23 protein-coding genes and 1 pseudogene are annotated in these 21,148 nt (G+C 62.4%); 7 read left to right on the top strand and 17 right to left on the bottom strand.

Features of this window, described 5'->3' with window-relative positions; all coding sequences use genetic code 11:
* Window positions 1-10 precede the first annotated feature (10 nt).
* The gene (locus QY76_RS12305) at window positions 11-601 is read right to left on the bottom strand and encodes a DUF1919 domain-containing protein (protein WP_045427017.1); all 591 of its coding nucleotides are present in this window, start codon (window positions 599-601) and stop codon (window positions 11-13) included.
* A gap of 95 nt (window positions 602-696) precedes the next feature.
* A pseudogene (locus QY76_RS12300) lies at window positions 697-1,445 on the bottom strand (YciC family protein).
* A 538-nt stretch (window positions 1,446-1,983) separates the two neighbouring features.
* On the opposite strand from QY76_RS12300, the gene ompW reads away from it, so the two are divergent.
* Window positions 1,984-2,622, top strand: a complete 639-nt coding sequence (ompW, locus tag QY76_RS12295; RefSeq protein ID WP_034165160.1) for an outer membrane protein OmpW — start codon at window positions 1,984-1,986, stop codon at window positions 2,620-2,622.
* Window positions 2,623-2,670: 48 nt separating this feature from the next.
* Here the strand turns inward: ompW and QY76_RS12290 are convergent, their stop codons facing one another.
* The 7 genes from QY76_RS12290 to QY76_RS12260 form a co-directional block, all read right to left on the bottom strand.
* Entirely contained in the window at window positions 2,671-2,985 is a 315-nt protein-coding gene (locus QY76_RS12290) for a BON domain-containing protein (protein ID WP_034165134.1), read from the bottom strand.
* Window positions 2,986-3,120: 135 nt separating this feature from the next.
* On the bottom strand, window positions 3,121-3,927 hold the full coding sequence (trpA, locus tag QY76_RS12285) for a tryptophan synthase subunit alpha (protein ID WP_045427018.1): 807 nt from the start codon (window positions 3,925-3,927) through the stop codon (window positions 3,121-3,123).
* Window positions 3,924-5,117: a tryptophan synthase subunit beta gene (trpB, locus tag QY76_RS12280; RefSeq protein WP_034165136.1), complete on the bottom strand. Its 1,194-nt coding sequence runs from the start codon at window positions 5,115-5,117 to the stop codon at window positions 3,924-3,926. The genes trpA and trpB overlap by 4 nt, the downstream gene beginning before the upstream one ends.
* Window positions 5,118-5,155: 38 nt before the next feature.
* The gene (trpCF, locus tag QY76_RS12275) at window positions 5,156-6,532 is read right to left on the bottom strand and encodes a bifunctional indole-3-glycerol-phosphate synthase TrpC/phosphoribosylanthranilate isomerase TrpF (RefSeq protein WP_034165137.1); all 1,377 of its coding nucleotides are present in this window, start codon (window positions 6,530-6,532) and stop codon (window positions 5,156-5,158) included.
* A 25-nt stretch (window positions 6,533-6,557) separates the two neighbouring features.
* Complete coding sequence (trpD, locus tag QY76_RS12270) at window positions 6,558-7,574, bottom strand: anthranilate phosphoribosyltransferase (RefSeq protein WP_034165138.1); 1,017 nt, start codon at window positions 7,572-7,574, stop codon at window positions 6,558-6,560.
* Window positions 7,565-8,200, bottom strand: coding sequence for a gamma-glutamyl-gamma-aminobutyrate hydrolase family protein (locus QY76_RS12265; RefSeq protein ID WP_034165139.1), 636 nt, complete (start codon window positions 8,198-8,200; stop codon window positions 7,565-7,567). Before QY76_RS12265 ends, trpD begins: the two co-directional genes overlap by 10 nt.
* Complete coding sequence (locus QY76_RS12260; RefSeq protein ID WP_045427021.1) at window positions 8,200-9,774, bottom strand: anthranilate synthase component 1; 1,575 nt, start codon at window positions 9,772-9,774, stop codon at window positions 8,200-8,202. Before QY76_RS12260 ends, QY76_RS12265 begins: the two co-directional genes overlap by 1 nt.
* 347 nt (window positions 9,775-10,121) lie before the next feature.
* Here QY76_RS12260 and QY76_RS12255 point away from each other — a divergent pair, with 347 nt between their 5' ends.
* From QY76_RS12255 to QY76_RS12245, 3 genes are read left to right on the top strand one after another with little or no spacing between them, the layout of a single operon-like run.
* Window positions 10,122-11,033: a PHP domain-containing protein gene (locus QY76_RS12255; protein WP_081854116.1), complete on the top strand. Its 912-nt coding sequence runs from the start codon at window positions 10,122-10,124 to the stop codon at window positions 11,031-11,033.
* Window positions 11,030-11,650, top strand: coding sequence for an L-threonylcarbamoyladenylate synthase (locus QY76_RS12250; RefSeq protein WP_034165141.1), 621 nt, complete (start codon window positions 11,030-11,032; stop codon window positions 11,648-11,650). Before QY76_RS12255 ends, QY76_RS12250 begins: the two co-directional genes overlap by 4 nt.
* A gap of 56 nt (window positions 11,651-11,706) precedes the next feature.
* The gene (locus QY76_RS12245) at window positions 11,707-11,958 is read left to right on the top strand and encodes a DUF2766 family protein (RefSeq protein WP_034165142.1); all 252 of its coding nucleotides are present in this window, start codon (window positions 11,707-11,709) and stop codon (window positions 11,956-11,958) included.
* A 179-nt stretch (window positions 11,959-12,137) separates the two neighbouring features.
* Here QY76_RS12245 and QY76_RS12240 read toward each other — a convergent pair whose 3' ends face one another.
* The 6 genes from QY76_RS12240 to QY76_RS12215 all read right to left on the bottom strand — a co-directional run bounded on the left by QY76_RS12240 (window position 12,138) and on the right by QY76_RS12215 (window position 16,003).
* Window positions 12,138-12,740 (bottom strand): amino acid ABC transporter permease, encoded by a 603-nt coding sequence (locus QY76_RS12240; protein ID WP_235439489.1) that lies wholly within the window; start codon window positions 12,738-12,740, stop codon window positions 12,138-12,140.
* A 164-nt stretch (window positions 12,741-12,904) separates the two neighbouring features.
* Window positions 12,905-13,675 carry an amino acid ABC transporter substrate-binding protein gene (locus QY76_RS12235; protein ID WP_034165163.1) on the bottom strand — a complete coding sequence of 257 codons (771 nt, stop codon included), beginning with the start codon at window positions 13,673-13,675 and terminating at the stop codon, window positions 12,905-12,907.
* 142 nt (window positions 13,676-13,817) lie between these two features.
* Entirely contained in the window at window positions 13,818-14,936 is a 1,119-nt protein-coding gene (locus QY76_RS12230; RefSeq protein ID WP_049648827.1) for an SLC13 family permease, read from the bottom strand.
* 5 nt (window positions 14,937-14,941) lie between these two features.
* Entirely contained in the window at window positions 14,942-15,340 is a 399-nt protein-coding gene (locus QY76_RS12225; protein WP_012848395.1) for a helix-turn-helix domain-containing protein, read from the bottom strand.
* A gap of 33 nt (window positions 15,341-15,373) precedes the next feature.
* Complete coding sequence (locus QY76_RS12220; protein WP_034165144.1) at window positions 15,374-15,601, bottom strand: DNA polymerase III subunit theta; 228 nt, start codon at window positions 15,599-15,601, stop codon at window positions 15,374-15,376.
* A 105-nt stretch (window positions 15,602-15,706) separates the two neighbouring features.
* Window positions 15,707-16,003 carry a hypothetical protein gene (locus tag QY76_RS12215; RefSeq protein WP_034165145.1) on the bottom strand — a complete coding sequence of 99 codons (297 nt, stop codon included), beginning with the start codon at window positions 16,001-16,003 and terminating at the stop codon, window positions 15,707-15,709.
* A gap of 346 nt (window positions 16,004-16,349) precedes the next feature.
* Between QY76_RS12215 and rluB the strand changes: the two genes are divergently transcribed.
* From rluB to QY76_RS12200, 3 genes are all read left to right on the top strand, one after another.
* On the top strand, window positions 16,350-17,225 hold the full coding sequence (gene rluB, locus QY76_RS12210; protein ID WP_045427024.1) for a 23S rRNA pseudouridine(2605) synthase RluB: 876 nt from the start codon (window positions 16,350-16,352) through the stop codon (window positions 17,223-17,225).
* Between the two features lie 970 nt (window positions 17,226-18,195).
* Window positions 18,196-18,933: an adenosylcobinamide-GDP ribazoletransferase gene (gene cobS, locus QY76_RS12205; RefSeq protein ID WP_049648826.1), complete on the top strand. Its 738-nt coding sequence runs from the start codon at window positions 18,196-18,198 to the stop codon at window positions 18,931-18,933.
* Between the two features lie 9 nt (window positions 18,934-18,942).
* Window positions 18,943-19,542, top strand: coding sequence for an adenosylcobalamin/alpha-ribazole phosphatase (locus tag QY76_RS12200; protein ID WP_034165148.1), 600 nt, complete (start codon window positions 18,943-18,945; stop codon window positions 19,540-19,542).
* Between the two features lie 15 nt (window positions 19,543-19,557).
* On the opposite strand, the gene cobO is transcribed toward QY76_RS12200, so the two are convergent.
* Together cobO and QY76_RS12190 are read right to left on the bottom strand one after the other, a co-directional pair.
* Window positions 19,558-20,148, bottom strand: a complete 591-nt coding sequence (gene cobO / locus QY76_RS12195; RefSeq protein WP_034165149.1) for a cob(I)yrinic acid a,c-diamide adenosyltransferase — start codon at window positions 20,146-20,148, stop codon at window positions 19,558-19,560.
* Window positions 20,149-20,198: 50 nt separating this feature from the next.
* Window positions 20,199-20,960: a YciK family oxidoreductase gene (locus QY76_RS12190; protein WP_371201636.1), complete on the bottom strand. Its 762-nt coding sequence runs from the start codon at window positions 20,958-20,960 to the stop codon at window positions 20,199-20,201.
* Between the last annotated feature and the right edge of the window lie 188 nt (window positions 20,961-21,148).

The following is a 21,148-nucleotide window of genomic DNA, read 5'->3' as shown; positions in this document are numbered from 1 at the left end:
TGCTTAATCATCACTTATATAGAGAAATGTATTTTCTATAGTAAATAAATCGGCTATTGAACAGCTGATCTCCGGTGAGCAGGTCGCCATTTTTATCCTTCAGACGTTTGTCGCTGCCGGCCTTTTCAAAGCTGATTTTCCGTGGGAAGCGCAGCGCGTTGAATTCGCTAACATGCTGTTTTTCACCATCTCTTTCGCACATCTTAAAGATGATGTTATCGACGCCCCGCGCCGCGATATAGCTTACCAGCCGGGCCATCCGGTCATTCCATTTACGGATGGTCTGCTCCTCATTCTGGTAATGCATAAAGTAAATCGTAATCTCCTGTATCTGGGCAACCGGAAAGGGCATGTCGCTTTTAATAAAGCTGTCTTTATCGATTGTGCAGCCAATGTAGCGGCTTAAGTTAGCGCACATTTTAATAAAATCGGCAGGGACAATATACAGCCCGATGAATGGCGTATTGTACGGTTTCTTGGCTATTTTATACGCACGAAATCCCCAGCAGTTATTTGATATAATTGCGAAATCTTTATTGCGTAATATGATCTTGTCTAAGATATCGGTCATTCTGTATTTGATGATGAGTCGGCTCAGCATGGCTGTCTCTTACGCGGGTGAATCGGGGGCGCGGCGCTCTGTCTGCGGGAGCGCGGGAGGCGTGGCGACCCCGCCCTGCGGGCGGGGTCTGCGGATCAGGCTGGGGTCCGCAGCAGCATATACAGGCGGGAGAGATAGATAATCAGACCGACGGAGATCAGATTACTCAGTGTTCCCATGATGACCATGCCCAGGCTGGGGTGCAGCGCCGCCAGCGTATCGACCAACAGCAATAGCACCAGCTTCATCAGCATCCACAGCAGGATTGCCGGGCTGATGAGCCGTACGCTGGCGAAGGAGAGCCGAAAGCTGCTGCGAATGGCGGCGATCACGCCGCAGCGCTCTGTGGTCATGATCATCGGGGAGAGGGCGAGACCGACGGCCAGGATGATCCCCGGCAAGATAAATAGCGTAATACCCAGCTGAACCATCAGGGTGCACAGCAGCATCAGCAGCAGCAGACGCGGCAGCATGGGCGCAGAGAGGCCGATGGCGCGCAGCGCGCTGAGGCGTACGCCGGTGGACGCCTGTGGGATCAGCGTCAGCATCCCCCCAGCAGCAGCACATTACCGATCAGCACCGAAAAGCTGGAGGCCGCAGAGACTTTCAGCAGCGTCATTTGCTGCTCCGGCGTCATCTGGCGGATCATCTCCTGCAGCCCTCGGGCGGCGCTGACGCCGTCGCCGCTGCTCAGCTGGCTGATCGCCTGTGCGCTGGGGCTGAGGGCCTGGTTCAGCATCACGCTAATAAAGGCGGTCAGTAGCGCCAGCAGGACGATGGGCGTCAGCTGATGGCGGAAAAAGTTAACGCTGTCACGGTAAAGGCTCCGGGCCGTGATGGGCATGCATAGCTCCTTGGCATGTCGACGGGCGGCACCGGCCGCCCGGGGTGGAAACAGATGTGCGGCGATTGTACCCCGTTAGCGGCCGCTGTGGCACCCCGCAATCGGCCAGGTGGTGATTTCTTCTGCGCTCCGCGTTTTTTCCTGTGCTCCGCGGCGGCGGTATCGGGGCGCCGCCGATGGGCGACGCAGGCCGATTGTGCGCGGCTTTCTCCCTGGCGCGGAGAATTCCCCGCGGGTATGCTGCGTCGAACCACGCGCTGTGTCTCCATCCGGCTTTGCGGTGCCCTCCGCGTTCAGGTTAGCGCCTGCGCTAAGTGCGGAGCGCCGTTGCCGCAGGGGATGCACGCCTTCTTAATTCAGTGGAATGACGCTTGATTGATGCTTATCAATTTTCGCCATTTCATTTCAAATCAAGAAATATGATTGGCATCATTTAGTTCAGTTTATATGTAAAAGATGTGATCCCGACGGGATCAATAATCACTCAATATGGTTATATTGCAAGCGAACGATAACCATATAAAGGAAAGGGATGATGATGAAAAAGTGTAGCGTTGCGCTGTGTCTGGCCGCCGTTTTGGCGCCTGCGGCAGCATCGGCTCATCAGGCCGGTGATGTGATTGTCCGCGCCGGCGCGGCCACCGTACGTCCGACCACCAGCTCTGATAATGTGCTGGGGCTGGGCGAGTTTAACGTGGACAACAATACCCAGCTGGGGCTGACCTTCGGCTACATGGCAACGGATAACATCGGCATCGAGCTGCTGGCGGCAACGCCGTTCCGCCACAAGGTCTCGTTGGGGGGGCTGGGAAATATTGCGACCGTGCATCAGCTGCCGCCCACCCTGATGGCCCAGTGGTACTTTGGCCGTGCGGAAGACAAGCTGCGCCCCTATCTTGGGGTCGGGGTGAACTACACCACCTTCTTCAACAACAGCTTCGATCAGAATGCGACGTCGCTGGGGCTGCACGATCTGAAGGCGACGGACTCCTGGGGCGTTGCCGGGCAGGCGGGGCTAGACTATATGGTCAGCGAAAACTGGATGATCAACGCCTCGGTGTGGTACATCAACATTGATACCAAGGTGAAGTTCCGCGATAGCTCGGATAATCAGCACAGCATAAATACCAACATTAATCCGTGGGTATTTATGTTCGGTGCCGGCTACCGTTTCTGATCGGCTATGGCGGTAAAGAGGCTGCCCCGGGCGGGCAGCCTGAGCGCGTTATTTAATGCGCATATCGTTTTCGACCGAGCGGACGCCCTTAATGCCCCGGGCAACCTCAACCGCCCGCTGGGCATCGGCCCGTGAGGAGACGAATCCGCTCAGCTGTACCCGTCCTTTGTAGGTCTCCACGCTGATCTCTGTAGATTTAATACTCTTGGCATTGAGCAGCGCGCTTTTCACCTTGGTGGTGACCACGGTGTCATCAATGTAGTTACCGGTACTCTCCTGGGTGGTGGATCCGGCGCAGCCCGCCAGCGATGCCGCCAGAACGGCGGCCAGTCCTAACGCCTGGATCTGTTTCGACCATTTCATGCTTTTCTCCTTATGCGGTGACGCGAAAGGGCAGCCGCCATGAACGGTGTCCCGATCTATCAATAATCATATCAATAGGTCAGCAGAGGGCAAGTCAAAATCCGCGGCGGGGGATACCGACCGCCGCGGAGGGCATCAGGCGCGGGTTGCGGCCTTCATGGTTTGGATGAACGCGCGCAGCTGCTGCAGCATCTGGGGCGGGTTATCCAGATGGTGGGCGATCAGGTCTACCACCGCCGAGCCGGAAATAGCGCCCGCGGCGCCACCCTCCAGCGCGCTGCGCACCTGATCGGGCGTCCGAATCCCGAATCCCTGCAGCGCCGGCGCGGCACCCAGCGCCGCCAGCCGCGTCGTGAGATGGCGCAGTGGCGGCAGGCTGGTGCGATCGCTGCCGGTGACCCCGGCGCGTGACAGCAGGTAAACGTACCCCTGACTGCGCGCCGCCAGCTGCTGCAGTAGCGCATCATCGGCGTTGGGCGGACACAGGTAGATCGGCGCGACCCCGTGCCGCTGCGCCGCCGCGTGGAAGGGGGCGGACTCCTCCAGCGGTACATCGGCAATCAAGACAGAGTCCACGCCGGCCTGGGCACAGCGCCGGTAAAAGGCGTCGATCCCCGGGTTAACCACCAGGTTAGCGTACATCAGCAGCCCAATGGGCAACTGGGGATATTTTTCCCGCAGGGTAGCCAGCAGCGTAAAGCAGCGCTCAGGGGTGACGCCCGCCTGCAGGGCGCGCAGGGTCGCATTCTGGATCACCGGGCCATCGGCCAGCGGGTCGGAGAAGGGGATCCCCAGCTCCAGCGCATCGGCGCCGGACTCAACCAGTGCGTCGATAATTTGCAGCGACAGCGCCGGCGTGGGATCGCCCAGCGTGACGAAGGGAACCAGCGCGCCTTCCTGGCGGCGCTGTAGATGGGTAAATAGCGTCTGGTAGCGTGTCATTGCATTTCTCCCCGGGACTGCAGAATGTCGTGAACGGTAAAAATATCTTTGTCGCCGCGCCCGGAAAGATTCACCACCAGCAGCTGCTCTTTTTCCGGCTGCTGATGAATGAGCTTCAGGGCGTGGGCCAACGCATGGGCGGACTCCAGCGCCGGAATAATGCCCTCCTGGCGCGAGAGCTGCATAAAGGCGGCCAACGCTTCGTCGTCGGTCGCGGAGACATAGTCAGCCCGGCCAATGCTGTTCAGGTGGGCGTGCTGGGGACCTACCGAGGGAAAATCCAGCCCGGCGGAAAGGGAATAGGACTCCTCAATCTGCCCCTCGGCGGTCTGCATCATGGGAGAGCGCATGCCGAAGTAAATGCCGACGCGGCCGTGCTTGAGCGGCGCTCCGTGCTGCCCGGTCTCAATGCCCAGCCCGGCCGGTTCGACGCCGATAAGCTGAACCGACGCATCATCGATAAAGTCGGCGAACATCCCGATGGCGTTGGAGCCGCCGCCGACGCAGGCCAATACCGCATCGGGCAGGCGGCCTTCGGCCTGCAGGATCTGACGGCGTGTCTCCGCGCCGATCATCCGCTGAAATTCGCGCACGATGGTCGGATAGGGATGGGGGCCGGCGGCGGTGCCCAGCAGATAGTGGGCCTGGTCATAGTTAGCGGACCAGTCGCGCAGCGCCTCGTTGCAGGCATCTTTTAGGGTGGCCGAGCCGCTGTGCACCGGGATCACCTCGGCGCCCATCAGCCGCATGCGGAACACGTTGGGAGACTGGCGGGCAACGTCCTTGGCCCCCATGTAGACTCGGCATTTCAGACCCAGTAAGGCACAGGCCAGCGCCGTTGCGACGCCGTGCTGACCCGCGCCGGTTTCCGCGATGATCTCGGTCTTACCCATGCGCCTGGCCAGCAGCGCCTGGCCAAGTACCTGATTGGTTTTGTGCGCGCCGCCGTGCAGCAGATCCTCACGCTTTAGGTACAGGCGGGTGCGGGTACCGGTGGTGAGGTTGCGGCAGAGGGTCAACGCCGTCGGTCGCCCGGCATAGTTGTGCAGCAGGTCATTGAACTGGGTCTGAAAGGTGGGATCGTCGCTGGCGTCGACGAAGGCGGCCTCCAGCTGGTTCAGGGCCGGGATCAGAATTTGCGGCACAAACCTGCCGCCAAATTCGCCGAAATAGGGATTCAGTAAGCTCATGTCATCTTCCTGTCAGTCATAAAAACGGTGGTAGCGTCTCAGGCGAGCAGCGCCTGGAAGGCCGCACGGAGTTTGCCGGGGTCTTTACGCCCGGGAGAGGACTCCACGGCGGAGTTAAAATCGAGACCCTGCGCGCCGAGGTCAGCCGCTGCGCGGCAGTTATCGGCGCTGATCCCGCCGGCCAGCATGATGTCGCCTAGGGGATGTCCGTCCAGCAGGCGCCAGTCAAAGGGGCGTCCGCTGCCGGGGCGTGCGCCATCAAGCAGGTAGCGATCGACGTGACGCAGGCGCTCTGTGGGCATCGCATCGCTGACCGGCAGCGCCTTCCAGATCCGACAGGCCGCCGGTAACAGCGGACGCAGGCTATCGATATAGGCCTGATCCTCGCCGCCGTGCAGCTGAACGGCGTGCAGAGCCAGGCGTTCCGCGGCCAGCGCAACGCTGGCGGGCTTGGCATTGCGAAAGACCCCGACGTACCGCAGCGGGGCGGCCGAGATAATGCCGCGGGCGGTGGCGATATCGACGTAGCGCGGCGAGTCGGCCACGAAGATCAGGCCGCCGTAGACGGCGCCGGCGCACAGCGCGCTGACCGCGTCTTCAGGGCGGGTCAGGCCACAGACCTTATTGTCGCCAAAGCGCAGACGACAGACGGCGCTGCGCAGATCGGGCTGGGACATCAGCGCGCTGCCGATCAGAAAGCCCTGCACCAGGCGGCCCAGATCGCGGATTTGGGCGTGGCTGCGGATACCGGACTCGGCGATAAGCGTCGCGCCCGGCGGTGCCAGCGCCGCGAGATGCCGAGTACGCTCGGGATCGACGCTGAGATCGTGCAGATTACGGTTATTGATGCCGATCGTCCTGGCGCCCAGCGTGACGGCGCGCGCCATTTCGGCGGGGGTGCTGACCTCGGTGAGGATCCCCATGTTCAGCGTCGTGGCCACGGCGGCCAGCTGGCGATACTGGGTATCGTCCAATACGGAGAGCATCAGCAGGATGGCATCGGCGCGGTAGTGGCGCGCCAGATAGATCTGGTAAGGCGAGAGGATAAAGTCTTTACACAGCACCGGTTGCGTGACAACGTCACTTACTGTGCGCAGAAAGCGGAAGTCACCCTGAAAATAGTCACTGTCGGTTAAGACCGAGATGGCGGCGGCATGATCGCGATATATCCGTGCGATAGCCTGTGGGTCAAAGTCCGCCCGGATCAGCCCGCGCGAGGGCGATGCTTTTTTACACTCTAGGATCAGCGCGCGCGGCGTCTCGCTGAGCGCCCGGTGAAAGTCGCGCTCGCTGCGTCGCAGGGTTGGTTGAAAGCCTGACAGCGGCTGCTGCTGCTCCCGGGCGGCGATCCAGCGCCGTTTATCGGCGATGATGCGGTTCAGCAGGCTGGCGGGCGATGGCGAGGGTTGTGTCATGATAGGTTCCTTGCGCTGTATAAGGTTAGCCGCGGGCGGCCAGGGCGGTGACATAGTGATAGGCACGTCCGCTGCGCAGGACATCCAGCGCCTGGCGGGCGTTAGCAACCAGATCGCGCTGGCCGAACAGGCGCAGCAACAGCGCCACGTTGGCGGCGACGGCGCCCTGATGCGCGGGCGCGCCCACCCCCTGGAGCAGGCGGGTCAACAGGGTACGGTTCTCCTCCGGCGCGCCGCCGCGCAGCGCGCTGAGGGGATAGTCCGGCAGGCCGAAGTCGCGCGCCGTCAGCTGATAGTGGCGGATCTCGCCCTGGTGCAGCTCTGCCACCTGTGTCGGGGCGTGCAAGGCGACCTCATCCAGCCCGCCGCCGTGCACGACGGCCGCATGCTGGTAGCCTAGGCCGCGCAGGCTTTGCGCCAGCGGCAGCACCCGATCGGGGCTGTAGACGCCGATCAGCGCGCGGGTTGGTCGGGCCGGGTTGATCAGCGGGCCAAGCAGATTAAAGATGGTGCGGGTCTTGAGCTGTTGGCGCACCGGCATGGCATGACGAAAGCCACTGTGGTACTGGGGGGCGAACAGGAAGCAGAGCCCCAGCTCATCCAGCGCCCGGCGCGACGCCTCGGCGCTCATGTCCAGACGGATCCCCAGCGCCTGCAGCAGATCCGACGATCCGGTACGGCTGGATACGCTGCGGTTGCCGTGCTTGGCGATGCGTACGCCGCAGGCCGCGGCAACAAAGGCGCTGGCGGTCGAGATATTAATGCTGTCGCTGCCGTCGCCGCCGGTGCCGACGATGTCGGCAAACTCATACGCCGGGCGAGGGAACGGCTGCGCCGCCTCCAGCAGCGCGCTGGCGGCGCCGGCGATCTCATCGGGATGTTCGCCGCGGATCTTCATGCTGATCAGCGCGGCTGCCAGCTGACTCGGCTCCAGATGACCGTGCACGATGGCGCTAAAGAGCCGCTGGCTTTCCGCGCGGCTGATCACCTGCGCCCGGTATAGCTTATCCAATATGGTCAGATGCTCAGAGGTCAGTGACATGATGGGGCCTCCGCTGCGCTGAGGGAGGGCAATCGGGGCTGGGGCGGCGCGGCGCGGGCCCAGTCGATGCTCTGCTCCAGCAGCCGGGCGCCCTGTGGCGTGAGGAGCGACTCCGGGTGAAACTGGAAGCCGCAGACGCGCTGGCGATCGTGGCGCACCGCCATGACCATGCCCTGGAAGTGGGCGTTGACGCAGAGATCGGCCGGAATGCGTCGGGCCGCCAGCGAGTGGTAGCGCGCTACCGGCAGCGGCGACGGCAGGCCGCGAAACATGGCCTCGCCATCGTGCTCGATGGCGCAGACCCGCCCGTGCAGAACTTCCTCCGCCCGATCGACCTGGCCGCCATAGTATTCGACGATGGCCTGGTGTCCCAGACAGATGCCGATGATGGGCAGGCGCCCGCACAGCGTTTGCAGCAGCGCGGGCATACAGCCTGCGTCAGCCGGTGCGCCGGGACCGGGGGAGAGCATCAGCAGCGGCTGGTGCAGCCTATCCAGATGCCGCAGCAGCGTATCCGGCGCGACGCTGTTACGGTAGATAACCACCCGATGACCGCCGCTGCGCAGCTGATCGACCAGGTTGTAGGTAAACGAGTCAATGTTGTCGAGCAGTAAGACATCGGCCATCAGATCGCTCCTTGCGGCTGGGGGAAATTCGCGTGCGCCGCCGCGATGGCGTTCAGCACCGCCCGGGCCTTGCTGCGGGTTTCATCGGCCTCCGCCTGAGGCAGGGAGTCCAGCACCACGCCGGCGCCGGCCTGTACGCTGGCGACGCCGTCCTCTACGTAGGCGGCGCGGATAACGATGCAGGTATCCAGATCGCCGCGGGCCGTCAGATAGCCGACGGCGCCGCCGTAGCTGCCGCGCCGCCGCCGCTCGCTGGCGGCGATCAGCTGCATGGCGCGCACTTTGGGGGCACCGCTCAGGGTGCCCATGTTCATGCAGGCACGGTAGGCATGCAGCGCGTCGAGATCGGCGCGTAGGGTGCCGACGACTCGGGAGACCAGGTGCATCACCACGGAGTAGCGATCCACGTTGGTCAGCTCGGCGACGTAGCGTGAGCCCGGCTCACAGATCCGCGCCAGATCGTTGCGCGCCAGATCGACCAGCATCAGGTGTTCGGCCAGCTCTTTGGGATCGCTGCGCATGTCCAGCTCCAGTCGGCCATCGAGATCGCGATCGATGCTGCCGTCGGCGCGCCGTCCGCGCGGCCGGGTACCCGCGATGGGGTAGATCTCGACCCGCCGGCTGTCGGCATCGTATTTCAGGGCACTCTCCGGCGAGGCGCCGAACAGCGTGAAGGCCTGATCCTGCATGAAGAACATGTAAGGGCTGGGGTTGTTCTGTTTCAGCTGACGGTAGGCGGCCAGCGGCGCGGGACAGGGTAGCGTGAAGCGGCGTGAAGGCACCGCCTGAAAAATGTCACCGGCGAGAATGGCGCGCTGCATGTCGCGGACGATCGCAGCGAACGCCTCATCATCCCGATCGACCTCGACCGTTAACGGCGGACAGGGCGCAACGGGCGCCGCCGTGAAGGGGCGCTGCATCTCCGTCAGCAGGTCATCCAGGCGCTGCTGCAGGCGCTGATGCTCATCCGCCGCGGTGCTGAAGAGGCTGGCCTGTAGGCGGGCGCTGCCCTGACGGTGGTCGAGGATCAGCAGGGTTTCGGCCAGATAAAAGCAGAGATCGGGGCAGCGCGGCCCTGCGCTGAGCTGTGGCAAGGGTTCAAAGCCGGCGACCAGATCATAGGCGAACAGGCCGCCGAGCAACATGGCCTCCGGCTCGGCGTCAGGCGTTGGCTGGCAGGAGAGCAGGGTACGCAGCGCGTCGAATACCGACGGGGTGTGCAGCCGGCTGTCTTCATCCTGCTCATTGTCCGGCGCGGGAAAGGTGAGCGTACAGCCGTGGGCCTGGCTCGTACAGGCTACGTCTGGGGGCAGGGCATGACGCAGGGTGGTCAGCAGGGCCGCGCCGTTAGCGCTTAATGACTCCAGCGTGACCTCCCGCCCGCGCGCGGTAATACGCAGGGCGCTGTCGATGATCAGGAGACTTTTCAGGTGGTGCTTACTGGCGATATCGGCAGACTCCAGCAGTAGCGTCGCCGGGCGCTGGGCGCACAGTTGTTCAAAAAGCAGCGTCGGATCCGCGGAGTAAGCGGCGCTGCGGGTTAATACGGTCACGGCGGTTTTGGCCTGAGGCATAGAATAGCTCCCTGACGGTCATACACGGCGCGGACATAAAAAAGCCCGCATTATGCGGGCGGTAATAACGCAGGCGTACGGTTTCTGCGCGTTTATTCCGCCCGAGTGCGATGAGGACGCCATCCGTGGACGATGGTGGTGTCGAGAGAGAGGCTCGGTGTTTTCTGCATGACGCGCTCCAATTAGCTCCTGAGTGAACTTGCGTACTAGTAAACTAGTTTCATGGTGTCATGTCAATGCCGCGGCGCATTTTTTCATCATCTGTGGCGTTGGGGCGCTATCCGCATTAGTGCCACAGGGCGTAAAACGCTATGATGAGGGTCATAACCGATTTGCAGTGGAGATCCATGGTGTTAGCGTATTTCCCAGAGGAACGCCCGGCGCTGTTTGATTTACACAGCCATACCCGGGCGTCAGATGGGCTACTGAGCCCTGAGGCGCTGGTGGCGCGGGCCGTGGAGCGGGGCGTTACGGCCCTGGCGATCACCGATCACGATACGTTAGGCGGCATCGCCGCCGCCCGTCAGGCGATCGCCGATCAGTCGCTGCCCCTGGCGCTGATCGCCGGCGTAGAGATTTCTACGCTGTGGGAGCATCATGAAATTCACGTAGTGGGACTGAATGTGGATGTGGACAGCCCGGCGCTGGGCGCCTTTCTGACGCTGCAGGCGCAGCGGCGCGACGAGCGCGCCGCGGAGATCGGGCGCCGCCTGGCGCGGGCCCGGATTGAGGGCGCGCTGGAGGGGGCGCAGCGCCTGGCGCAGGGCGCACAGCTGACCCGGGGACATTTTGCCCGCTACCTGGTTGAACGCGGCTACGCGACCCGCAGCGCAGACGTGTTTAAACATTTTCTGGCGCGCGGTAAGACCGGCTATGTTCCCCCGCAGTGGGGCACGATAGCCGATGCCGTGGCGGCGATCCATCAGGCGGGCGGCGTGGCGGTGCTGGCGCACCCCGGGCGCTACCGTCTGAGCGGCAAATGGCTGAAACGCCTGCTGACGACGTTCTGCGCCGCCGGCGGCGACGCGCTGGAGGTTGCCCAATGCCAGCAGCCGCCCCATGAGCGTCACCAACTGGGGCTGCTGGCTCGCCAGTTTGCGCTATCGGTCTCGCAGGGGTCTGACTTTCATCAGCCTACGCCCTATCTGGATCTGGGACGGGGCCTTTCCTTACCCGATGGGGTGCTCCCCGTCTGGACGCATTGGGCTTCGGTGCCGCAGGCTTCCCAACCCGGCGCGAGTCTACTGGAGGCGTTATGAGTCAATTGTTTTATATTCACCCAGAAAATCCGCAGCCGCGCCTGATCAAGCAGGTGGTGGAGGTGCTGCATAAAGGTGGGGTGATCGTTTATCCCACGGACTCCGGCTATGCGCTGGGCTGTATGCTGGAAGAGAAAAATGCCATGGAGCGGATCTGTCGCATCCGGCGCATCGACAGCAATCACAACTTTACCCTGGTATGCCGGGATCTCTCCGAGCTCTCCAGCTATGCCTTTGTGGACAATGCGGCTTTCCGTCTGCTGAAAAACAATACGCCGGGCGGCTATACCTTTATTCTGAAGGCGAGCAAAGAGGTTCCCCGTCGGCTGATGAGCGAGAAGCGCAAGACTATCGGCCTGCGGGTGCCATCCAATCCAATTGCGCAGGATTTGCTGGCCGAGCTGGGCGAACCGCTGATGTCCACCACCCTGATGTTGCCGGACAGCGAGTTTGCCGAGTCCGATCCGGAGGAGATCCAGGAGCGTCTGGGGAAACAGGTGGAGTTGGTGATCCACGGTGGCTACCTGGGGCAGCAGCCGACGACGGTGATCGACTTGACCGACGATACGCCGCTGGTGGTACGCGTCGGCGCCGGCGATCCCAAGCCCTTTCAGTGAGGTCGGCGGCGTAGCCGCATGCCCTGTTTATTTGCCGTGTTAATTAAGGAAACTCCATGTCGCAGATGTTGAGTGAGCGCGATGAGCTGGCCTCCGATCTGGTGGCCTGTCAACTGGTGATCAAACAGATCCTGGATGTGATCGAGCTGATCGCCTCGGCCGAGGTGCGAGCCAAAATGGCGCAGCAGCTGAAAAGCATCGATTTTAACCAGCGGGACATCGATGAGGTGACCCGGCGCGGGGTGCAGAAAGCCATCGCGCTGATCGAGCTGAAGTTCTCTCGCGAGGCGGAAAGCGCTGCGCATTAAGGTGATGCTCTGCACAGTTTAACGAAAATAAATTGTTAAAAAAATGTAGTGTGATAGCCTGTGGTTGTTGAATAATTTCGACATAGAGTTTCTCATTGCATTTGAGCCCGCAGGCGCTGCCTGCGGGTTTTTTTTTGTCTCTTCCCCCCGGCGATGGGGCGATTTCTGTTGCCGATGCTTTACTCGTAGCGACGGTAATAGCGCTCCAGGCGCAGCTGCAGCTTACCGAGCAGGGTGCTGAAGGCCAGATAGATCAGCGCCGTTTCGCTGTAGATGATCAGCGGCTCATAGTTGACCGCCACAATGCGCTGGGCGGCGAGAAACATCTCCGGCACGGTGATCACCGCGGCCAGAGAGGTGTCCTTTATCAGCGAGATAAAGGCGTTGGAGAGCGGCGGCAGGCTGACAAAGACCGACTGCGGCAGGATCACCCGGCGCATCGCCTGACCGCTGTTCATACCGATGGCGCTGGCCGCCTCCCACTGGCCCTGAGGAACCGACAGGATGGCGCCGCGTACGATCTCTGAGCTGTAGGCGCCGACGTTGAGGGTAAAACCGATCAGCGCGGCGGGAAAGGCATCCAGCGTGATCCCGGCGCTCGGCAGACCATAAAAGATCAGGAACAGCTGTACCAGCAGCGGGGTTCCGCGGAAAACCCAGACATAGAAGTCGGCACAGAGCTTCAGCGGCCGAATGGCGTACAGGCGGATTAACGCGGTGGCCAGCCCCACCAGTAGGCCGCCGCAGAAGGAGAGCAGCGCCAGCGGTAGGGAGAAGCGCAGCGCGGCGGAGAGTAGCGGCTAGAAGGCGTCAGCGACCGGCTGCAGCCAGTCGGGATGCGGCAGGATAGCGATCAGGGGGACAGCCAGTGGGGCATGATGGAGACTCCGTATCTGGGCACCCGCCGCCAGGGCGGCGGGATAACGCCGGAAATGCGCGGCGGCGATTATTGTGAGACGTCGCTGCCGAAGTAGCGCTGAGATAGGGTCTGGTAAGTACCATCGGCGCGGATCTCGCTCAGTGCGCGGTTCAGCGCTGCGACCAGCTGGGGCTGGCCTTTACGCACCAGAATCGCAGAGTCGGCGCGTTGATCCGCTACGGCCACCACCTTGAGGGGGGCATTGGGCTTATGCTGCCGAAAGTCGAGGTAAGAGAGGTTATCGTTCAGCGTGGCCGCCGCCCGGCCGCTGATCACCAGCTCCAGCGACTGGTTGAAACCATCGGTCGGCACCAGATCTGCGCCATAGTGCTCCGCCAGCTTGGCATAGTTGCTGGTTAGACTCTGGGCCGCTTTCTGCCCGCGCAGATCGTCAAAGCTGTTTAGCCGGGTATTGTCGCTGCGGACGATCAGCACCGCCTTCGCACCAATATAGGGGTCGGAGAAGTCAAATTTAGCCTGGCGCTCTGGGGTGATCCCCACCTGATTGATCACCGCATCGTAGCGTTTGGCCGACAGCCCGGCGATCAGACCGTCCCAGCGCCCCTCGACAAAGACGGGCTTCAGTCCCATCTTGGCGGCCACGGCGCGGGCGATATCGACATCAAACCCGACCAGCTTGCCGCTGGCATCGTGGTAGGTATAGGGCGGATAGGTTCCCTCGGTGCCAAACTTGATGCTGCCTGCGGACTGTATCGCAGTGAAATCGTCGCTGCTCTGGGCCAGCGCACCGCCGCTAAGCAGGGTGAGGGCCAGCAGAGCTCGGGCTGTTTTTTTCATCATATTCCCGCCTCATTTATGGTTTGGTGTTGTTCGGACGCGGCCGCAGGTGGCCGATGAGAGCAGGCTAACCGATAGTGTGATCTTTACTAAATCACATTGTGGGATTATTAATAACCAGAAGGAATAAGCCGCCCGCAGGCTACAGTAGCCCTCCGCCGAGCAGCGCCGCCAGCAGCAGGGCGGGGAGGCTGTACAGATGAAATAGGCCCCAGATACGGCGCCCGCCAGCCATACGCAGAGCGATCAGGTTGGCCATGGAGCCCAGCGCAAAACCAAAGCCGCCGATATTGACGCCATAGGCCAGGGGGAGACTGGGTGGCTGAATGCCCAGCAGCAGAATGGTGGCGGGAACATTGCTGATGAGCTGGCTCAGGGCTATCGCCGCCAGGTACAGCGCCCCCCCTTGCATCTGCGCCGCCCGCTGGCATAGGCCTTCCAGCGGCGGCAGACTTATCAGCAGACGGACATCGATAAACATGAGGATAAAGACGGCTAGCAGAGGCCAGTCGATGCGGCGAAGGGTCGTCGGTGCCAGGTAGAGCAACACCGCCGCCAGCAGCAGCAGCCCCGGCGCGGGGTAACCGGCGTCGATGGCGGCGATAAACAGGGGATACAGCGCGAGACAGCTCCACAGCTGGCGACGTCGCCGATCGGGCGGCGCGGCGGCGTTGGGCAGTCTGAGGCGGCGGCGCGGCGTCGACAGGTAGGTCAGTAGCAGCAGCAGGGCGCTCAGCGTCGCCGCCAGCGGCAGCATCTGTGCAATAAACGGCCAGAACCCCCACCCCGAGCGCCCCCAGAGCAGGATGTTCTGGGGGTTGCCGATGGGGGTGAGCAGCGAGCCCTCGTTGACCGCCAGCGCTTCGAGCACGATCAGCCGGGTGACCGCCACGTTGGCCAGCTTTTTCAGGGCCAGGGTCAGCGGTATCACGATAAACAGCGCGACATCGTTGGTCAAAACGGCGGCAAGCAGCAGAGAGGCGATGACCAGCAGCAGCGCGGTGGCGCGCTCGCTGTGCAGCCGGGCGATGATACGCTGTCCCAGCCAGTCAAGGTAGCCGCTGTTCTCTACCCCTTTGCTCAACAGTAGCAGACCGGTCAGCGTGATAATCGTATGCCAGTCGATGGCGGCGGGCAGACTGCTGAGCGGCAGGGGCGTAAAGGGTAACAGGGCGATGGCGAGCAGCAGCGGCAGCAGCAGCAGTGGATCGCGCAGCAGGGATGCCAGATGGCGTGCGGTGGCACGGTAGCGGCGAGACATGGCCGTCAGGCGCTTTGCGCCGCGGCGGCGTACTGGTGATGTAGCGCCGGCGCCGGCGTGGTGGGCTGCTCGGCCTGCAGACGGTAGCGGGTTGGCGTCATGCCAAAGTGTTTACGAAACATATAGGTAAAGTGGGACTGAGAGGCAAAGCCGTAGCACAGCGCGATATCGATGATCCCCTCATCGCTGTGGCGCAGGCGCCGGGCGGCGCCGGTGAGCTTGCGCAGGCGAATATAGCGCCCCAGCGACATACCGGTGGTTTCCCGGAAGATCTTTTGCATATGCCATAGCGAATAGCCTGAATAACGGGCCAGCTCATCCAGGTAGATATCGCGCCCCAGATGTCGCTCGATCCATTCGCTCAGGGCGCAGACCAGTGCGGCATTGCGTTGTTGCTGGGTCATCGGCTCTCCGCGGTGGAAAATGGCCTGGACACCTTAGCGGTGACCGTCCATATCATAGGGAAGGGTCTGCAGCGTCAGGGTGCGGTAATACTGCAGGCGTTCCCGGAAATAGCCGCGTAGCGCCTCGGGCTGCTCGCGTTCGACCTGTTCAGCGATCACCGGCATACGGTAACGCTCTTTATAGGATACCCCGCTAGCCGCCAGATCGACATTGATGCGATCCATCTGTGCCTGGGGCAGCGTTGCCAGATTAAAACTCATAATAGCCTCCGTTGAATATCGGGCTATTATTTCAGAATTTGGCGGAGGGAAAAAGGGCAGGCCGCCGCGCTGATGGCTGAAGCGCACCGGGCGGCGGCTGGAAAATCAGAAGGGATTAGAGTGGCGGGGCCCCTGGGTTATCGGGCGGCGCGGGCGCAGCAGCGCCAGCAGGCCGCCTACGATGGCGACGCTTAAGACCACCAGATTAAACAGCAGGAAACCGGCCATCAGCAGGGTCATCATTACGACGGCGCTCACCAGCATCAGCGCCTGGCGCAGTTTGCCCTCCAGCCCCATTTTGCGCGACTGGCGCGACAGATACATCCGCCAGTATTGCATCTGCTGCTGCAGAAAACTACGCAGGCGGCCGGTGGTCGAAGTGGCAGAAGAAACGTCGGTCATAGAAACTCCTTTAAAACCCGGCGGGATCGCGCGGGATAGTGGCAGCCTACGGGATCCCAGGCCCCTGGCCCAGTGGATTTAGGCAATTTTACGCCCCTGACAAAAGCTGACACGGCTATCGGGACGCAGCGCATTACAGCAGAAAGATCTTAAGAATTGCTTACGGTATCGCCGTGGGCGCGGCCTGTAAATTATTCACGGCATATGCATTGATTTCGTGTAAAATAAGCGCCCGCGTTGAGTCGGGCCCATGCCCGGCGGATAGCGACGCCTGTTTTAGCACCGGTCGCCGCGGCGGCCGGTCAACAATAACGACGCCTGTGAAGGCGACAGCTGAGGTTGCTCAATGAGCGAAAAATTACAGAAAGTTCTTGCCCGCGCCGGTCATGGCTCACGCCGTGAAATCGAAGCGCTGATCAAAGAGGGGCGGGTCAGCGTGGACGGTAAGCTGGCTACGCTGGGAGATCGTGTTGAGGTGATGCCCAACATGAAAATCCGCGTTGATGGCCGGGTGGTCTCCATCCGTGAGTCCGAGCAGGAGATCTGCCGCGTACTAGCCTACTACAAGCCGGAAGGCGAGCTGTGCACCCGCCGCGATCCAGAAGGACGCCCGACGGTGTTCGATCGTCTTCCCCGTCTGCGCGGTTCGCGCTGGATCGCCGTGGGACGCCTGGATATTAACACCTCGGGTTTGCTGCTGTTTACTACGGACGGTGAGCTGGCCAACCGTCTCATGCACCCGAGCCGGGAAGTCGAGCGTGAGTACGCGGTGCGCGTTTTCGGCCAGGTTGACGAAGACAAGCTGCGCCAGCTGCGCCGCGGCGTACAGCTGGAGGATGGCCCCGCCAGCTTTAAGAGCATCAGTTTCCAGGGCGGCGAGGGTCTGAACCAGTGGTACAACGTCACTCTGACCGAGGGGCGTAACCGCGAAGTGCGTCGCCTGTGGGAATCCGTCGGCGTACAGGTGAGCCGCCTGATCCGCGTACGCTACGGCGATCTTCCCCTGCCGAAGGGGCTGCCGCGCGGCGGTTGGCAGGAGCTGCCGCTGGAAAATATTAACTATCTGCGTGAGCTGGTGGAGCTGCAGGCGGAGACCGCCAGTAAGCTGCCGGTTGAGCGTGAGCGTCGCCGAATGAAGGCCAACCAAATCCGGCGTGCGGTTAAACGCCACGGCCAGCACAGCGGCGGCAGCCGTCGTGCGCCGGCCACGAAGCGCGGCTGAGTCTGTCGCGCTAGACCGTCTGACGGCGGTTAATGAGATGGTCCCCACCACCCTGTGAGCGCTACGCTGAGTGGCAGCGATCGCGGCAAGCCTGAGCGCTAGGTTCAATGCCAGGATAAACCGGGCAGGGAGCGGCCGCGTAAAAAGGCCCCCGCTGCCAGACGGCTGGCGTTTTAGCGGCAGCGCTATCCGTCACGGGGGATGGTGGCCTGCGCCCAGGCTATGGCGCGGCGGAGCGTCGGCTGAGGTCATGGGGCCGCGCTGGTGCCTCCGCAGAGCGCCCGCCCCTTGGTGAACCGCGATCGGCACGGCGTTGTCGACGCTGCCGCGGTCTACGAAGCGGTATCCGCTCCCGTCATGCGGCTGGCGCAGCCACGAACCGAAGCTCAGCGAGCCATGCTCACCTCTGCGGGGCAGGGCGTCGCGGGTCCGAGATAACGTTAACAGGACCGATCAGAGGTAGGCTTTTTGCCGGCGTTTGGCATCCGTAGGCCGATCGTCGTCGCCGTGATAAAACGCCTAGAGAATGCGCTGTAAGCAGCGCCCAATCGGGTTTGGCGGAGGCTGACGATTGAGGGCATGAACGGCATATCGGCCTGATGAAACGCTAACATAAAAATGGTGCACTGCGGCCGTGCGGCTTTTAAGGCCCCATCGGGCGCGGAGCTCACCGAGGTGCGGGGCTCTATGTCCATCGTGATGCTGGATAGGTTTAGGCAAGCCAACATGCATCAACAAACCGCGTTGCAAAAGGGTGAGGCTGTAGATTTCGATGTCTCGCGTCCAGTTAGTGGGTTAGTCGAACGGACGGCCTGTCTCAGGTATTTTCCTCTGCCAAGGCTGGAATCCAGCACAGAAAGTGGTATTACTATAGGGGTATCAGTACCTTATTGGATCGTATCACGGCGCGTTGCCTGGATGGAGGCCGCGGGGACGGTGCGGCACTTTTTTATGGATGGCTTAACGGACAATGAAACTCTTTCTTGCGACCCTGCAGTTTATGACCCGGATCCCGGTATCGCCGCGCTGCAGCGATGATCTGACCCTGAATGATTATCCGCGCGGCATCATCTATTTTCCTTTTGTGGGCTTGGTTATCGGGGTAATCAGCGCGCTGGCCTATGGCGTACTGGCGACCACCTACGGCAGCTGGCTGGGGGCGGTCGCTGCGGTGCTGGCGACGACCCTGGTGACCGGCGCCTTTCACCTCGACGGCCTGGCGGACACCTGCGATGGGCTGTTCTCCGCCTGTCCGCGCGATCGCATGCTGGAGATCATGCGCGACAGCCGCATTGGTACCAACGGAACCCTGGCGCTGATCTTTGTGATCCTGCTGCAGGTGCTACTGATCCAGCACCTGGCAGGCGGTAGCCTGCATATCTACGCTGTGCTGGTGGCGATGCCGGTGCTCAGCCGCACGCTGCTGGCCGTCATGATGTTCCGTCAGCGCTATGCGCGCGAGAGCGGCATGGGCAATCTGTATATTGGTAAAATCAGCGGCAGCCACTACGCGCTGACCCTGGTTATCGGCCTGCTGCTGGTGTTTGGCCTGCTGCACTGGCACGCCGTGCTGGCCGCGTTTATTACCTACCTCTTTGCCTTGATGTACCGGGCTTTTATCAACATGCGGCTGGGGGGGCAGACCGGGGATACCCTGGGCGCGGCAAACGAGCTGTTTGCGCTGGTGTTTCTGCTGTCGCTGTACTGAGGATGCCCCATGGAGCTCTATCTGGTTCGTCACGGTGAGACGCAGGCCAATCGGGATGGCGTCTACTGCGGCAGCAGCGATGTGGCGCTGACGCCGCAGGGACACCAGCAGGCGCAGGCCGTGGCGCATCAACTGCAGGGGATCGCGTTCGACGCCGCCTACGCCAGCCGCCTGCGGCGTACCCAGCAGACCCTGCGCCCCATCATCGGCGCGCAGGGGCCGTTTCACGTCCATGCGGGGCTCGATGAGATCAACTTTGGTGAATGGGAACTGTGCCATCACCGCGATCTGGCACGCCAGCAGAGCGCAGCCTATCGCGCTTGGTGCGACGACTGGCGCAGTGCTGTGCCGCCGGGCGGCGAGGGGTTCGTCGGCTTTAGCGCCCGGGTGGAGGCGGTGCTGGCAGAGCTGCTGGCGCGTCACGAGGGGCAGCGGGTGCTGGTGGTCGCGCATCAGGGGGTGCTCTCTCTGCTGTGCGCCCGCCTGCTGGGCATGGCGGCGGAGAGTATGTGGCACTTCTCATTCAGCCAGGGCAGCCACAGTCTGATCGCGGTCCGACAGGGTTTTGCGGTGATCCGCAGCCTTAACGATCGCAGCGCGGTGAACTAGCGCCGCGGCGCGAGATTACCAGTCGATGCCTCTCTGCGCCTTGACGCCGGCGTTGAAGGCATGTTTTTCCGGGCGGATTTCGCTGACGGTATCGGCCAGGGCGATCAGATCGCGGTGACAAGCGCGCCCGGTGATGATCACCGACTGGTGCGGCGGTCGGTCGCGCAGGGCGGCGAGCAGAGTCTCCAGCGCCAGATAGCGGTAGCTGATCATGTAGGTCAACTCATCCAGCACCACCAGATCGTACTGCGGGTCGGCGAGCATTCGCTGCGCCTGTTGCCAGACGAGCCGCGCGGCCTGGATATCTGCCTCGCGATCCTGCGTTTCCCAGGTAAAACCGCTGGCCATGACGTGAAATTCGACGCCGTGGGGCTCCAGCAGGTTACGCTCGCCGTTTTCCCAGGTGCCCTTGATAAACTGCGCGACGCCGACCTGCTTGCCGTGGCCGACGGCCCGTGCCACGGTACCGAAGGCGGCGGTGCTTTTCCCCTTACCGTTGCCGGTAAAAATTATGATGATGCCGCGCTCCTCGCGGGCGGCGGCGATGCGTGCATCCACTTTGTCCTTCAGACGCTGCTGGCGCTGCTGATGGCGTTGCCGATCCATGATTTTCTCCTGCAGAGCGCGGCGCTTGCGCCGCGCGTCATGTCGATGGGTTAACCGGCTGTCCCGGGGCGCCGCCCCGGCTGGGCATCCAGGCTGCGCCCATTTTCCCCCAGGCTGTCGTCTCCCATCAGATAGAGATACAGCGGCATAATCTGCGCCGGAGTGCGCAGCGTCTGCGGATCTTCGCCGGGAAATGCGCTGGCTCGCATCGCGGTACGCGTGGCGCCCGGGTTAATCGCGTTGACCCGTATCGCGCTGCCCGCCAGCTCCTGGGCCCATACCTGCATCAGTCCTTCGGTTGCGAACTTGGAGACCGCATAGGCGCCCCAGCCGGCACGCCCTGCTCGTCCGACGCTGGAGCTGGTGAAGATTATCGAGGCTCGCTCGGCTCGCCGCAGCAGCGGCAGCAGATCGCGAGTCAACAGAAATGCGGCGTTAAGGTTGACCTGCATCACGCTCTGCCACTCGCTATAGGCCTGCTGCGCCAGCGGTGTGATGCTGCCGAGCAGACCGGCGCAGTGGAGCAGACCATCCAGATGACCGAATCGCCGGGCGAGATCGTCCGCCAGCGCCTGGCTCTGCGCCGGTGACAGCGTCATCAGATCACAGCAGAGGACGTGGGGGCTCGGGGCGCCATCGGTGATGATCTGGCGGCTGACGGCGTCCAATCGCCCGGCGTCGCGACCTAGCAGGATCAGCCGTGCGCCGTGGCGGGCGTAGCTCAGGGCCGCCTCGCGGCCAATGCCGGCGCTGGCGCCGGTGACCAGAATAGTGCGGCCCTGTAATAGGGCTGCGGGGGCTTGATATTGCACCATAACACTCCCAAAGCGTTCGCGTAGGGGGGAAATTCTCCGAGGGCAGATCTATAGCCCGTCGCCTGCGCCCCGGTCAACGGGAATATGACGAATGGCGTCATACTGGCGGTTTTACCGCCGGTTTACCTGACAACGCTTGAAATTTTGTGACATGGCCTTAGGCTGTCTGACGCAGGGCTATCGCC

The sequence above is a fragment of the Edwardsiella sp. EA181011 genome (assembly GCF_000800725.1).
Classification (GTDB): Bacteria; Pseudomonadota; Gammaproteobacteria; order Enterobacterales; family Enterobacteriaceae; genus Edwardsiella; species Edwardsiella anguillarum.
Note: the sequence above shows the minus strand (reverse complement) of the source record. Positions and strands in the feature narration are given on the sequence as shown.